Origin of the sequence: Anaerovibrio sp. JC8 (assembly GCF_002100115.1) — a bacterium.
Classification (GTDB): Bacteria; Bacillota; Negativicutes; order Selenomonadales; family Selenomonadaceae; genus Anaerovibrio.
On record NZ_ANBM01000001.1, the window covers coordinates 47,514 to 62,482 of the forward strand.

The following is a 14,969-nucleotide window of genomic DNA, read 5'->3' on the forward strand; positions in this document are numbered from 1 at the left end:
CTTAGTCGTGCTTTTCGATAAATGAGAAGCCCATTTCGTCAGCAGATACTGTAGTAACTGCCATCTCTACACCCTCTGTAAGATTGGTAAGTCCTTCAACAACTACCTGCTCGCTGCCATTAAGGCCGCTCTTAATTACATAATAACTTCCCACAGATTCACCAAGCTCTACAGGAACTACGGCGGACTTGTTGCCCTCACCTACAACCATGACAAAGGACTTGCCCAAAAGCTGCTGTACTGCACGCTGAGGAACCAGAATAGCACCCTTGATGGTGTCGCCCACCAGACGGGCACGGGCAAACATACCAGGGATAAGAATGCCCTTGGAATTATCAAACTCAGCCTTGAGCATCAGTGAGGAGGTCTTTCCTTCCATAGCCCGGTCTACAGCCACAACATTGCCGAGGCCAGGATACTCCTTGCCATCGGAAAGCACAATGCGTACATTCTTGGATGGCAGAGCCTGTCCCGGAACTACAGACTCACCAACATATTTAAGATACTCCGCCTCGCTGACACTGAACTGTACCATCATAGGATTGCTGGTACCAATGGTAACAAGGGATGTAGTACCGGCAGCAGCGTAAGTACCCACAGCCACATCGTCTACGGACAGCTTGCCGCTCATAGGCGCATAAACTACTGTATCATCCAGATTCTGCTGGGCAGTCTGAACAAGAGCCTCCATGGCGGAAACATTTGCCGCCAGAGAATTCACCTGAGCCCGCTGGCTGGTGAGAACCTGCTCGGAAATTGCCTCGGCAGCATAGAGCTGCTCATCTCTGGCCAAATCCACCTTGGCGTTGTTGAGATTGGCCTGGGCCTGGGCCAGATTGGCCTGGGCATTCAAAAGGGCCGCCTGATAGGTTCGTGGGTCGATGCGATACAGGGCCTGGCCAGCCTGAACCTGGTCACCACCCTTAATGTACTTCTCCACAATAGTTCCGGAAACCTTGGAAGTCACCTTGGTGGTGTCCTTGCCAATTACTGTACCCGGATATTCCAGAGTAACAGGAGTATCACGTTTGATTACATTCATGGCCTTGACCGGAAGTGCTCCCCCACCCTGACGCTGGCCGGCCATCTGTGACATAAGGAACATGTAGCCGCCGATAACTGCTGCAATAACAACAACGACACATATTACAATACCTTTTTTAGATAACAAGTCATATTCCTCCTCATATAAAAAATAAAAGTCTTTTATAATGCCATTGTTCAAATTTTTCTTCTTTAGAAGAAAAATCCTCCAATTAGCGTTTCAACGAGCTGGGAGATATGCTCGCCAGCTGTTGTAGTTTGTTTTCCCCCCACCTAAAGAGGTGGGGGACATCTTAAAGCTCGTTATAACAATAATATTAATTAAAAAGAACTGCCGATATATTATGCTACAGCAGAAAAAAAACATTGTCAACGCAAACTAGGTACGAACTATATTTCTTTTATATAACTCGTACCTAGCTGTACTATTCTATTATATGTTTTTTACTTAAATGATATGCTTAAAATAAGATTAAAAGTATATTAGAATTCGATGACTTCCAAATCATCAGGAACATATACATTGCCATCGAAATACTGCTTTGCCTCAGCACTGTAGGCTGCCTTGCGGGTATCAATGGTTTTGTCCTCAGTATGATAAAGCACCAGATTCTTTATTTCCAGCTTCTTGGCCAGCTCCGCTGCTTCCTTGCAGGTGCTGTGATGCTTTTCATAAGGCTTGAAGATATCCCGGTCCTCATATTTGCAGAAGGCCTCGGAAAGCATCCAGTCAGAGCCCTTGGCATATTCCTCACAGCCCTCGCTGAACGGCTCGTCCCCCAGACAGGTCAACAGCAGATTGTCCTCCTTGAACTGGAGCTGATAGCCAAACTGCTTTGCCTTGGTGGAATAAATATCAAATACGTTGATATCAAAGGCCGGCAGCTCAATCACCTGGCCATCCCAAATCTCATGAATGATGATGGTATCGCCTATGGTCTCATAATCCTTGCGCTTCAGCATCATTTCACACATGCTGAGAAGGATGTCCTTCACCTCATCGTGGCAATAGATATGGAATTCTCCTTCGTATTTGCCGTTATTGATCAGGGTGGCAATCTTCCTTATAACCCAAACTGCCCCCATGATGTGGTCAGTATGGGCATGGGTAACATACATGTGATGCAGCTTATTATAATCAGCCTCTGCAAGCTCCAGCTGGCGCAGTATTCCATTACCACCACCGGCATCGGTCAAAAACAGCTGCCCGTCTGATGTCTCAATCAGAAAACAGGTGTTGAAAACCTTGGTAACCATGGCATTGCCAGTACCTAAAAAAATAAGCTTCCTCATATTATTACCTCCCATAATACAGTCTTATTTTTATCCCGTTCACAAAGAAAAACTTGACCGTGTTCTCTTACCTCTAATAATAAAGGACTGTTGCGAATTACGCAACAGTCCTTTGGTTTTATTTGTCCATTTTTTCAAGAGCCTGCTTGGCGGCCTGCTGTTCAGCGGCCTTCTTGCTTGGACCCGTTCCAATTCCTAAAACTTCATCATTAAGCCTTACTTCAAACTTGAATATCTTGGCATGGTCCGGACCATCGGCACCAATCATGCAATAGCAGATTTTGTTCTCGCCGTTACGCTGCACCAGCTCCTGGAGCATCGTCTTGTAGTCCTTCACACTGGATACGCCTCTTTGCACCTGGTCAAGATGGTCCTCCAGCTGGCGGATTACATAAGCCTGGGCACATGCCCAGCCCTGGTCCATATAAATTGCACCGATTACTGCTTCAAAGGCATCCTCCAATATGGAAGCCCGTTTACGGCCCCCGGAGCTCTGCTCACCGTGACCCAGTAACAGATACTCACCCAGATTCAGCTCTGCGGCCCGGCTGGAAAGACTGGCCTCGCAGACAACAGCTGCCCTGGATTTAGTAAGATCTCCCTCAGGAAGTTCTGGGAAATGTTTAAAAAGATAGGTGCTGATAGCAAGCTCCAGCACCGCATCTCCTAAAAACTCCAAGCGTTCATTATGCTCTACACGAATACGGGACTCATTGGCATAGGAGGTGTGGGTAAGGGCCTGATGAAGCCAGCCGATGTGCTTGAACCGCACACCAAGCTGACTGGCAAGTCCCTCCAAGCGCCTCCTGCGTTCCACAGTCACACGCTCAACCATAATAAATCACTCAACTTCTTACTTAGAATATTTTTTTAATACAATGCAGGCGTTATGTCCGCCGAAGCCCAGATTGTTGGACAGAGCTGCACGGACAGTCTTTGCCTTTGCCTTGTTAGGCACGTAGTCCAGATCAAGGCCCTCATCAGGGGTCTCATAATTGATGGTAGGTGGCAGCATATCATTTTCAACAGCCAGAGCAGTTGCGATACACTCAATACCACCGGCAGCACCAAGAAGGTGACCGGTCATGGACTTAATGGAGCTTACGGATACATCCTTTGCATGCTCGCCCCAAACAGTCTTGATAGCCTCAGTCTCAGTCAAGTCATTGAGATGAGTGGAAGTACCATGAGCATTGATATAATCAACCTCAGATGGCTCAAGACCTGCATCCTTCAGAGCGTTGGCCATGCACTTGGCAGCCTGGGCACCATGTGGAGCCGGGCTGGTAATATGATAAGCATCGGAATTTGCACCATAGCCTACGATTTCAGCATAGATATGGGCACCGCGCTTCTCGGCATGCTCCAGGGTTTCCATAACGATAATGCCTGCGCCCTCACCCATGATGAAGCCACTGCGGTTTGCATCGAACGGACGGGATGCGTGGGCAGGATCATCATTGTGGTCAGTGCAGAGAGCCTTCATGGAACAGAAACCGGCAACTGCGGCCTGGGAAATGCTGGCCTCAGTACCACCGGCAACCATAACATCAGCATCACCGCGCTGAAGTACGCGGAATGCATCACCGATGTTGTTAGTACCGGTTGCACATGCAGTAACAACACAGCTGCTTGGACCCTTTAAGCCAAGAGCGATGGACACATGGCCGGCAGCCATGTTACCAATCATCATTGGAATAAAGAAAGGGCTGATTTTGCTTGGGCCCTTGTCAAACAGCTTCTCATACTGACCATGCATGGTTTCAATACCACCAATACCACTACCTACGAAGGTACCGATACGGTCGCAATCCTCAGCCTCCAGATCAAGGTTTGCATCCTCTACAGCCATCTTGGCTGCAGCAACTGCAAACTGGGCATAGCGGTCAATGCGCTTAGCCTCCTTCTTGTCCATGTAATCAGCAGGATCAAAATCCTTTACCTCGCCGGCAATCTGAGACTTGTACTCAGAAGCATCAAAACGGGTAATTTTATCAATACCATTTTTGCCTTCCAGCAGGGACTTCCAAAATACATCCTTGCCGGTACCAACTGGGCTGATTACACCAAGGCCGGTAATTACAACACGATTAGACAAAATTAACACCTCACAATTCAATTAATAGCAGCAAGTTCTGCCTTAAGCTGCTGGAAAATTTCTTCTACAGTCAATATCTTATCTATAGTCGGCAAATATTCACCAGTGAACACAAGACCTGTTTCCACATCACCCTGCTGAGCACGGCTAAGGGCTCTGATAATACAGAAGTTATGCTTACAAGCCTTCAGACAGTTATCGCACTTGGTTGGCGGTACAGGACCCTCCATGATTCTTGCGGCCCATGGATTTCTTACTGCACGGCCCGGCAGACCTACAGGACTGTGAATAACCACAACATCCTCAGGCTTTGCCTTAAGATAATACTCTTTCAATGCTGGGGCACTGTTGGCCTCAACGCTGGCAGCAAAGCGGGAGCCCATCTGGACACCACTTACGCCCATTTTTATTAAATCAGCAATATCCTGGCCGTGGAGAACACCACCTGCAGCAATTACAGGGATGTCTACTGCATCAACGATATCTGGAATGATAGTCTTGATAGACTGGTCAGTTCCCAGATGACCGCCTGCCTCCTTGCCTTCAACTATAATAGCTGCGGCGCCAAGACGCTGAGAAATTTTCGCTAATTTTACTGACGAAACGATTGGAACAACCGGGGTTCCGGATTTCTGGCCAAGGCCAAATATATCACGGGAAAAGCCTGCACCAGCCACAACCAGGTCAATGCCTTCATCAATAGCAGTGTTTACGATTTCAGCAAATTTCTTTGCGGCAAACATGATATTGATGCCGATAATGCCCTTGGAAAGTGCACGGGCCATCCTGATTTCATAACGAAGCTCATCATTGGTCATACCAGATGCAGCAATCAGGCCGATACCGCCTTGGTTTGCAACAGCTGCAGCCAGTCTGCCCGTAGACAAACGGATCGCCATGCCACCTTGAATAATTGGCATCTTGGCAATCTTATCGCCAATCTTAAGTTCAGGAAGCTTCAAAATTACTCCTCCATTCATGGGGTGGTACTTACCTTCTTTAGAAAATCCCGCGAAGTAACTTCACGGGACTTTCTTAAAGGTAAGACGCAAAAAGCTTATTTGTTCTGGTCAATGAAAGTTACAACGTCCTGAACGGTCTTAATCTTTTCTGCTGCGCTATCTGGAATCTCGATGCCGAACTCCTCCTCAAAAGCCATGATGAGCTCAACAATATCAAGAGAATCAGCGCCTAAATCATCGATAAAAGTGGACTCGATTGCAACATCATCTGCATCTACACTCAGCTGTTCAACAACGATATCTCTTACTTTCTCAAAAGTAGACATGAATGGTTCACCTCCTCCATCAAGTTTCATCTATAGACTATGTTACATAACCATACCGCCATCAACATTGATGACCTGGCCAGTAACATAAGATGCATTATCAGACACCAGGAACAGAACTGCATTGGCAACATCCTCAGGAGCGCCAACTCTGCCCAGTGGAATACCGGCTACCATAGCCTCACGTACATTATCTGGAAGTACGGAGGTCATGTCGGTATCTATATAGCCCGGTGCTACCATGTTTACAGTAATGCCACGGGAGGCAAGCTCCTTGGCCATGGTCTTGGAAAATCCAATAACACCGGCTTTGGCTGCGGAGTAGTTTGCCTGACCGGCATTACCGGTAAGACCTACAACAGAAGCCATATTAACAATGCGGCCAGCCCGCTTCTTCATCATGAGCTTGGAAACAGCCTTGGTGCAGTAGAACACGCCCTTAAGGTTGGTATTCATTACTGCATCCCAGTCCTCTTCCTTCATTCTCATGAGGAGACCATCACGGGTGATGCCTGCATTATTTACGAGAATATCAATACCACCGAATGTATCAACTACTTCCTTGATCATAGCGTCAACGGCCTCACCGTTGGATACATCGGCCTGGACAATCATAGCCTTGCCGCCAGCTGCTTCAATAATGGACTTTACCTCTTCAGCAGCCTTTGCATTGCCTGCATAATTAATAGCAACAGCAGCGCCCTCAGACGCAAGCTTGATTGCAATGGCACGGCCTATGCCGCGGGAACCGCCTGTAATAAGGGCAGACTTTCCATCTAAAAGCATATTAGCGAACCTCCTTGAAATAGTCAAGCGTTTTTTCCAGTGACTCAACATCTTCAACATTCAGGCTCTTGATGGCCTTGTCAATTCTGCGGTTAAAGCCACAGAGGGTCTTGCCAGGGCCAGCCTCCAGCAGGGTATCAGCACCAAATGCCTGCATCTGGGCTACGCAGTCCTCCCAAAGAACAGGGCTGGCTGCCTGTGCTACCAGAGCATTCTTAATCTCATCCGCATTGGTGAGAATATGAGCATTTACATTTGCTACTACAGGAATCTTGGCATCGGACATGGTAACCTTGTCCAGCTCTACTGCCAGCTTCTCAGCAGCAGGCTTCATGAGCGTGCTGTGGAATGGTGCACTTACTGGCAGGATAACTGCCTTCTTGGCACCAGCTGCCTTCAGCTCCTCTACTGCCTTCTCAACACCCAGGGTTGCACCGGCAATAACGGTCTGGCCAGGGCAGTTAAGGTTTACAGCCTGTACTGGGCTCTCGGAGTTGATGGACTCACAGATCTCAATGATCTCGTCGCGGTCAACACCGATGATGGCAGCCATGCCGCCTTCACCTACAGGAACTGCCTCCTGCATGAACTGGCCACGCTTGTGTACCAGTGCTACTGCATCCTGGAACTTCAGCACGCCGGCAGCTACCAGAGCGGAATACTCACCAAGGGAGTGACCACCGGTAATCTCCGGCTGAATGCCATTTTCCTTCAAAATCTCGTTGGCAATGCAGCTGATGGTAAGAATAGCAGGCTGAGTATTTGCAGTCAGCTTCAAATCATCCTCAGGACCCTCGAAGCACATATTCATAATGGAATAACCCAGTGCCTCATCAGCTTCCTTGAAGAGCTTCTTGGCCACATCATAGTGGTCGTAGAAGTCCTTGCCCATACCAACCTTCTGTGCACCCTGTCCAGGGAAAACAAAAGCAAGTTTACTCATTTTATATTCTCCATTTTTCAACTTCGTACTATATTACTTACATTACTTGGAAAAAGCCACTACTCTTTCCTTTACTGCTGCCAGACCGGAAACCAGCTCTTCCATAATAACAGCAACTGGCTTGATGTCCTCCATCATGCCGGAAATCTGGCCAATCATAACGGAACCATTGTCCACGTCACCCTTGTGGGTTGCCATGTTCAGGCGGCCTGCACCGAACTTCTCCAGCTCTTCAATGCTGGCCTGTCTTGCTTCCATCTCAGCATATTCACGGGTCATCTTGTTGCTGATAACACGAACAGGGTGACCAGTGGAACGGCCGGTAACAACAGTGGAACGGTCCTTTGCCTTCAATACCAGATTCTTGTAGTTTTCATGAGCGATACACTCCTCAGATACTACGAAACGGGTACCCATCTGAACACCGGAAGCACCCAGTGCAATGGCAGCAGTAATACCACGGGAATCACCAATACCGCCGGCAGCAATAACTGGTACATCAACAGCATCCACAACCTGTGGAACCAGAGCCATAGTGGTAATATCACCAATATGACCGCCGGACTCAGTGCCCTCAGCAATGACTGCATCAACACCGGAACGAACCAGACGCTTAGCCAGAGCTACAGAAGCAACTACAGGAATAACCTTGGTACCAACCTCTTTAAGGGCTGGCAGATATTCAGCAGGGTTGCCGGCACCAGTGGTAACTACAGCTACACGCTCGTCAACAACTACCTGCATAACCTCCTTAACGAAAGGAGACATGAGCATTATATTCACACCAAATGGCTTGTCAGTCCACTTCTTGGCCTTCTGAATCTCTGCTCTTAAGATATCCGGAGGCATGTGGCCTGCACCAATAATACCAAGACCGCCAGCGTTAGATACAGCAGAAGCCAGCTCAGCAGTACCTATCCAGGCCATACCACCCTGAAATATAGGGTACTTGATATTCAATAATTTACAAATTGGATTTTCCTCAAACATGTTAATCCTCCTTAGACCATCTGATTATGCATGATGCCCAGGTCAGGCCTGCGCCAAAACCAGACAGTGCTATTATATCGCCTTTTTTAAAGCGCTTCTCAGCAGCGGCCTCGGCCAATGCAATCGGTATACAAGCCGCTGACATATTTCCATATTTTGCGACGGTCAATATTACCTTATCCATAGGCATAGCCAATCGCTTGGCTGCGGACTGGATAATGCGGATATTGGCCTGATGAGGTACCAGCCAATCAATCTCTTCCTGAGGCATGTCAATCTTTTCAAGGGCATGCTTTACAGTATTGCCCATGGCCTTAACAGCGAATTTAAAGACTTCCTTGCCATTCATGTGAATGAGATTCAAACGCTGGTCAATGGTTTCCTTGCTCACCGGCAAACGGCTGCCGCTGGAAGGAATCTGAATTGCGTCACCGCCGGAGCCGTCACTGCCCAGATCAAAGCTAAGGATTCCATAGCCCTCTTCAACCTGTCCCAGTACTGCCGCCCCTGCACCGTCACCAAAGAGTACACAGGTGTTGCGGTCTTCCCAGTTAATATACTTGGAAAGGGTTTCTGCACCTACAACCAGTGCCTTCTTGTAAGCACCGTTTTCAATAAACTGAGCTGCCACACTGAGGCCATAGGCAAAGCCGGAGCATGCCGCTGACAAATCAAAGGCAGCCGCTTTCTTGGCCCCCAAACGGGTCTGAAGCATACAAGCTGTAGATGGAATAATTCTATCGGATGTAAGGGTACATACGATAATAAGGTCCAGCTCCTCAGGAGATACACCGGCATCCGCCAGGGCCTGCTCTGCTGCCTTCAAGGACAAATCAGAGGTTGCCTCATCATCGGCGGCTATGCGGCGTTCCTTAATACCAGTGCGTTCTGTGATCCACTCATCACTGGTATCAACAATCTTGGCCAAATCATCATTGGTCAGTATCTTTTCAGGAACGTAAAATCCTGTTCCCAGGATGCCTGCGTTAGTTTTCTTCGTTGTCATTCGCCAGCATCTCCTCCTTCTCTATGCTATCCCTAATACGGTCAACTACATTATGTTTAACATATTCGTTGGCAACATTAATTGCACTGCAAATTGACTTGGCATCGGAAGAACCATGGCATATTATACAGCAGCCATTAACACCAAGTAAAGGTGCTCCACCATACTCGGTAACATCAAGTCTTTTGCCCAGCTTCTTAAGGGCCGGCATAACCAGCACCGCACCCAGCTTGGCAAAGATACCGCCATTTTTGATGGCGTCCTTGATCAGTTCCAATAATGTTACTGCCAAACCCTCAGCAAATTTTAACACAATATTTCCAACAAATCCATCGCAAATTACAACATCTGCCATACCCGTTGGAATATCACGGCCTTCCACGTTTCCGATGAAGTTTATGGAGTTCATGCCCTTAAGCATCGGATAGGTGGCCTGAACCTTTTTGTTGCCCTTGGTCTCCTCTTCACCAACATTCAGGAGACCGACCTTTGGATTATCTATACCATATACATACTGGCTGTAGATGGAGCCCATGAGGGCCATCTCGGTCAAATCCTTCGGCTTGCTGTCCACGATGGCACCGGAATCCAAAAGAAGTACCAGACCATCCTTTGTAGGAAGCGGAGTAGCAATGGAAGGCTTGTCCACGCCCTTTATGGTACGGAGGAAAAGGGTTGCCGCTGTTGTGGCCGCCCCGGTACTGCCGGCTGACAGTACACCGTCACATTCACCAGTCTTGACAAGCTTAGTGGCTACCACCAGGCTGGAGTCCTTCTTCTTTCTCACTGCCTCCACCGGATGCTCGCCCATTTCGATAACCTCGGTAGTGTGATGAATACTCAGTCTGTCGAGGTTCTGAGCATTGTTTGCCTTAAGCTCGGCTTCTATCTGTTCCTGGTCACCTACCAGGACTATTTCACAGTCATATTTTTTAACGGCCTCAATTGCCCCCATGACTATCTGCTTTGGAGCGTAGTCTCCGCCCATTGCATCTACTGCAAGTTTCAATTTTGAGCCTCCTATTAACTCTCAGTCAACGAAACCACTATAAATTTGGCACGAAATACCTCTTCCTTGTCATTTCTGGTCTTGACCCAGACAAAGAATTTGTTGCTGCGCTGACGAATGATTTCTGCCTTGGCAACAAGCATCTCGCCCAACTTGACCGGCACCTTATGCTTGATATTTGCCACGCCAGTCAAGGCCATAGGAGCATTAATTACAGCCACCGCCAACGAGCTGGCCTGGGCAAATATATAATGTCCCTTGGCAATCTGATTTTTTGAAAACACCATTTCCTCGGTAATCTTCAAAAGGGAAATTCCGGAACGGCCTGGCTGCAAATCAATGAGCTCACCTACCAGGTCATCCTTTTCAATAGTGGTAACTTTTTCACGGGCCTCTTCTGCAACCTTGCGGATGCGCTCACGCACCTCTGGTATGCCCAGCTCCATGCGGTCCAGTCTGATAGTCTGGATACTTACCTCAAGGAGCTTGGCCAGTTCCTCATCTGTCAGAAAAGGCTTTTCGCTGACCTGACGCATTAAGAGTGTATGTCTTTCTTTCTTTTTTACCCGCGCCATTTTACTCACCTTTTAAAACAACATAATCATCATATCACAAAAAGGCATTTCATTCCAAACATTACAAATTGTCAGGTTAACAAATGAATTCATTCCTTTAAAAACACATCAATCCGTTTGGTAATCTGACACTTCATAACATAGGCCATACCTTGTGATCCGCAAAATTTAGTACCAAGTCCTACTAACTGCTTATGATTATATAAATTTTCTTTGCAAAAGGCAAGAAAAATATTATCAGCTACTAAATGTTTGAATTATATGTACAATTGGTTCAATGCTCACATTAAAAATGAGCAGGCCTTACAGCCTGCTCATTCAGCAGTCAATTATTCAGCTGCGGAAATAACTTCCTTGCCATCATAGTAACCACACTCTGTGCAAACATGATGAGGCATCTTTGGCTCGTGGCACTGTGGGCACTCTACGAAACCAGGAACCTCTAACTTCCAGTTGGCACGACGGGAATCACGACGAGCCTTAGACATTTTACGCTTTGGTACTGCCATTTCAGGATACACCTCCTTAACGAAACATTCACTAATGAATAGAATTATTTCTTAATCAATAATTGCTGCAATGCCGCCAGTCTTGGGTCAATAACAGTACGGTCACAGCCACAATCGCCATGATTGAGGTTTGCACCACACTTGAGGCACAGACCGCGACAATCAGCGTTGCATATATTATTTAACGGCTGGTCTGATAAGAGAACATCTCTGATCATCGGTGAAATATCCACCATATCGCCATCAAAATAATTCACATCTTGGTCATCTTCTGCATAACCCTGGCCCTTTTTCTGATATTCCTCGTCAAATTCATGCTCCTGCTGCTGAGAGGACTGCTCCAGACAGCGGTCACAGACAAATGACTTGGTACAGGAAATCCGGCCACTTACGCGATACCCCCGGCCAGTAGCCACGAACTCACCCTTTACGGTAATATCACCGTCAAAGGAATAATTTTCATGGATGGCATCTATCTCCTGAGCGTTGGTAACAAACTCAAAGGATACGGGAGAACCAAGGTTTTCATTGGCTTCAATTATATTGATCTTCATCATATAGACATCAACCTCATTTATTATAGCGACAGCCATATTGTTTGTCAAGAGAATTACCTTGACAAAATATCAATTTAAATTGCGGCTGGTTTATTAAAGGTTTTCCAGCATTTCCAGGGCTTTTGCTGCCACCTGGGCCTTGCCCACATTGACCATTTCACCGTTGCGGCGAACCTTCAGCTCCACGCTGTCCTCATCAACGGATTTTGGACCAACGGTGATGCGCAGAGGATAGCCGATAAGATCAGCATCCTTGAACTTGACGCCGGCACGATCCTTGCGGTCATCCAGAAGAACATCCACGCCCTTGGCCTTGAGCTCGTTGTAAATATCCTCGGCAATCTTAAGCTGCTCCTCATTCTTGCCGTTGATTGGAACCACAACCACCTCAAATGGTGCAATGGCCTTTGGCCAGATAATGCCATTTTCGTCGTTGTTCTGCTCAATGGCCGCAGCCATGGTACGGCTTACGCCAATACCGTAGCAGCCCATAACCAATGGCTTCTCCTTGCCGTTTTCATCAAGGAAGGTTGCATGTAAGGACTGGGAATACTTGGTACCCAGGGTGAATACCTGTCCAGCCTCGATACCACGGGTCATCTTTACAGGTGCGCCGCAATGAGGGCAGGCATCCCCTTCCTTAATCATGCGGATATCAGCTACAATAACATCCTTGAAATCCCGCTTCGGATTTACATTAATGTAGTGCATATCCTTCTCGTTGGCACCGGCACAGGCGTTGTACATTTCCATAACAGTAGCATCCACTACTACCTTGGTGCCTTCCTTAAGGCCGATTGGGCTCATGAAGCCAGGCACACCGCCGGCTGCCACAATGGCCTCATCAGCTGCCATATGAAGCTCAATGGCATCCTCAAAGAGATTTACTACCTTAACATCATTTACATCATGGTCCCCACGGACGAAGGCCAAAATCAGCTCATCCTTGTCGCTCTGGAAGGCAACTGCCTTGATGGTCTTATCCAATGGCAGCTTCAGGCACTCTGCCACCAGCTCAATGGTGTGGGCATCCGGAGTGGAAACCTTCTCCAAAGCCTTCATTTCCTCCTCAGGAGCCTTAATAACTGTCAGCTCAGCCTTTTCGTCGGAAGCGGCATAATCACACTTGGTACAGTATGCGATATTGGACTCACCGGCATCTGCCAAAACGGTAAACTCATGGGAATGACCGCCACCGATGGCACCGTTATCAGCCTCTACAGGACGGAATTCCAGGCCCATGCGGCTGAAGATGCGGGTGTAGGCATCATACATAATCTTGTAGGACTCGTTCATGCCCTCCTCATCCTTGTCGAAGGAATAGAGGTCCTTCATGATGAACTCACGGCCACGCATGAGGCCGAAACGAGGGCGAATCTCGTCACGATACTTGTTCTGAATCTGATACAGCATGAGAGGCAGCTGCTTGTAGGAACGCACCTCATCACGGATCAGGGTTGTAACCATTTCTTCATGGGTAGGACCAAGACAGAATTCGCGGCCATGACGGTCAGATACTCTGAACATCTCATCACCATATACAGACCAACGGCCGGTTTCCTTCCAAATTTCGGACGGCTGAACAATCGGCATGGCGATTTCCTGGCCGCCTGCCTCATCCATTTCCTCCCGGATAATCTGCATAATCTTTTTCAGAGTTTTCCAGGCCAATGGCATATAGGTGTACAAGCCGCCGGCTGCCTTTCTGATCATGCCGGCTCTCAGCATAAGCTGATGGCTTTTTACCTCCGCCTCGGCTGGTGTTTCTCTCAATGTTGGTGCATAAAGTCTAGTTGCGCGCACTATCTTAATCCTCCTGTAAAATCTTATCTATTTCCTTGAATAATTCCTCAACCAGTTCAGTTTCCTTCACCTTGCGGATTATTTCCCCTTTTCTGAATACAAGGCCTTCACCGTTGCCGCCGGCAATGCCCACATCAGCCCCCTTGGCTTCACCCGGGCCATTTACCACACAGCCCATTACGGCCACGGAAATCGGCTTTTTGATATCCTCCAGACGCTTTTCCACTTCCTCGGCAATTCCGGCCAGATCAATGCTGGTTCTGCCGCAGGTCGGACAGGAAATCAGGGTCGGGCCATATTCACGCATACCCAGAGATTTCAGAATCTCATTGGCCACCTTAACCTCCACCACCGGGTCACCAGTGAGGGAAATGCGGAAGGTGTCACCAATACCCTGAGCCAGAAGGGCGCCAATGCCCACGGCGGATTTTATCATGCCGGTGCGGGCGGTTCCCGCCTCAGTAATGCCCAAATGCAGCGGATAATCCACGGTTTTGGACATAAGCTGATAGGCCTCCAGGGTCAGCGGAACATCATGGGCCTTCAAGGAAATCTTCATATCGTGGAAATCCTGGGCCTCCAAAATACGCACATGCTCCATGGCTGATTCCACCAGAGCCTCTGCCGTAATTCCACCATACTTGGCCAGCAGCTTCTTGTCCAAGGAACCGGCATTAACGCCGATGCGGATTGGAATGTTATGCTTTTTGGCCTCGGTTACCACTGCCTTGACATTGGCCTCGCCGCCAATATTGCCGGGATTGAGGCGCAAAGCGGAAATCCCCTGATTAATGGCTTCCAATGCCAAGCGGTAATCAAAGTGAATATCCGCCACCAAAGGCACATTTACCTTCTTAATAATATTGCCAAGATTAAGGGCAGCATCCATATCGGGCACTGCCAGACGAACGATATCACAGCCTGCGGCCTGAAGGGCATTAATCTGGGCTACAGTGGCTTCAGTGTCTGTGGTTTTGGTATTGGTCATGGACTGAACAGATATAGGGGCACCGCCGCCAATGGCAACATTGCCAATATGTATCTGTCTTGTTTCTTTACGCTTTATCA

General features: G+C 48.0%; 16 protein-coding genes. All 16 read right to left on the reverse strand.

Going from position 1 to position 14,969, the window contains the following annotated elements:
- Position 1 precedes the first annotated feature (1 nt).
- Positions 2 to 1,171: an efflux RND transporter periplasmic adaptor subunit gene (locus D081_RS00195; protein WP_233127371.1), complete on the reverse strand. Its 1,170-nt coding sequence runs from the start codon at positions 1,169 to 1,171 to the stop codon at positions 2 to 4.
- Between the two features lie 356 nt (positions 1,172 to 1,527).
- Positions 1,528 to 2,337 carry an MBL fold metallo-hydrolase gene (locus tag D081_RS00200; protein ID WP_085022124.1) on the reverse strand — a complete coding sequence of 270 codons (810 nt, stop codon included), beginning with the start codon at positions 2,335 to 2,337 and terminating at the stop codon, positions 1,528 to 1,530.
- A 118-nt stretch (positions 2,338 to 2,455) separates the two neighbouring features.
- Positions 2,456 to 3,172 (reverse strand): ribonuclease III, encoded by a 717-nt coding sequence (gene rnc, locus D081_RS00205; RefSeq protein ID WP_085022125.1) that lies wholly within the window; start codon positions 3,170 to 3,172, stop codon positions 2,456 to 2,458.
- An 18-nt stretch (positions 3,173 to 3,190) separates the two neighbouring features.
- Positions 3,191 to 4,435 (reverse strand): beta-ketoacyl-ACP synthase II, encoded by a 1,245-nt coding sequence (fabF, locus tag D081_RS00210; RefSeq protein ID WP_085022126.1) that lies wholly within the window; start codon positions 4,433 to 4,435, stop codon positions 3,191 to 3,193.
- Between the two features lie 17 nt (positions 4,436 to 4,452).
- Positions 4,453 to 5,397: a nitronate monooxygenase family protein gene (locus tag D081_RS00215; protein WP_085022127.1), complete on the reverse strand. Its 945-nt coding sequence runs from the start codon at positions 5,395 to 5,397 to the stop codon at positions 4,453 to 4,455.
- A 95-nt stretch (positions 5,398 to 5,492) separates the two neighbouring features.
- The gene (locus D081_RS00220) at positions 5,493 to 5,723 is read right to left on the reverse strand and encodes an acyl carrier protein (protein WP_085022128.1); all 231 of its coding nucleotides are present in this window, start codon (positions 5,721 to 5,723) and stop codon (positions 5,493 to 5,495) included.
- A 42-nt stretch (positions 5,724 to 5,765) separates the two neighbouring features.
- The gene (fabG, locus tag D081_RS00225) at positions 5,766 to 6,509 is read right to left on the reverse strand and encodes a 3-oxoacyl-[acyl-carrier-protein] reductase (RefSeq protein ID WP_085022129.1); all 744 of its coding nucleotides are present in this window, start codon (positions 6,507 to 6,509) and stop codon (positions 5,766 to 5,768) included.
- Position 6,510: 1 nt separating this feature from the next.
- Entirely contained in the window at positions 6,511 to 7,452 is a 942-nt protein-coding gene (gene fabD / locus D081_RS00230; RefSeq protein ID WP_085022130.1) for an ACP S-malonyltransferase, read from the reverse strand.
- A gap of 42 nt (positions 7,453 to 7,494) precedes the next feature.
- Positions 7,495 to 8,442 carry an enoyl-[acyl-carrier-protein] reductase FabK gene (gene fabK / locus D081_RS00235; protein WP_085022131.1) on the reverse strand — a complete coding sequence of 316 codons (948 nt, stop codon included), beginning with the start codon at positions 8,440 to 8,442 and terminating at the stop codon, positions 7,495 to 7,497.
- Between the two features lies 1 nt (position 8,443).
- Positions 8,444 to 9,448, reverse strand: a complete 1,005-nt coding sequence (locus D081_RS00240; protein WP_085022132.1) for a beta-ketoacyl-ACP synthase III — start codon at positions 9,446 to 9,448, stop codon at positions 8,444 to 8,446.
- Positions 9,429 to 10,457 (reverse strand): phosphate acyltransferase PlsX, encoded by a 1,029-nt coding sequence (gene plsX, locus D081_RS00245; RefSeq protein WP_085022133.1) that lies wholly within the window; start codon positions 10,455 to 10,457, stop codon positions 9,429 to 9,431. The genes D081_RS00240 and plsX overlap by 20 nt, the downstream gene beginning before the upstream one ends.
- A gap of 14 nt (positions 10,458 to 10,471) precedes the next feature.
- Positions 10,472 to 11,032 carry a transcription factor FapR gene (gene fapR / locus D081_RS00250; RefSeq protein ID WP_085022134.1) on the reverse strand — a complete coding sequence of 187 codons (561 nt, stop codon included), beginning with the start codon at positions 11,030 to 11,032 and terminating at the stop codon, positions 10,472 to 10,474.
- A 329-nt stretch (positions 11,033 to 11,361) separates the two neighbouring features.
- Complete coding sequence (gene rpmF, locus D081_RS00255; RefSeq protein WP_027396398.1) at positions 11,362 to 11,541, reverse strand: 50S ribosomal protein L32; 180 nt, start codon at positions 11,539 to 11,541, stop codon at positions 11,362 to 11,364.
- Between the two features lie 44 nt (positions 11,542 to 11,585).
- Positions 11,586 to 12,098, reverse strand: coding sequence for a DUF177 domain-containing protein (locus tag D081_RS00260; RefSeq protein ID WP_085022135.1), 513 nt, complete (start codon positions 12,096 to 12,098; stop codon positions 11,586 to 11,588).
- A gap of 93 nt (positions 12,099 to 12,191) precedes the next feature.
- Positions 12,192 to 13,901, reverse strand: a complete 1,710-nt coding sequence (locus tag D081_RS00265; protein ID WP_085022136.1) for a proline--tRNA ligase — start codon at positions 13,899 to 13,901, stop codon at positions 12,192 to 12,194.
- Positions 13,902 to 13,905: 4 nt separating this feature from the next.
- On the reverse strand, positions 13,906 to 14,967 hold the full coding sequence (ispG, locus tag D081_RS00270) for a flavodoxin-dependent (E)-4-hydroxy-3-methylbut-2-enyl-diphosphate synthase (RefSeq protein WP_369823977.1): 1,062 nt from the start codon (positions 14,965 to 14,967) through the stop codon (positions 13,906 to 13,908).
- Between the last annotated feature and the right edge of the window lie 2 nt (positions 14,968 to 14,969).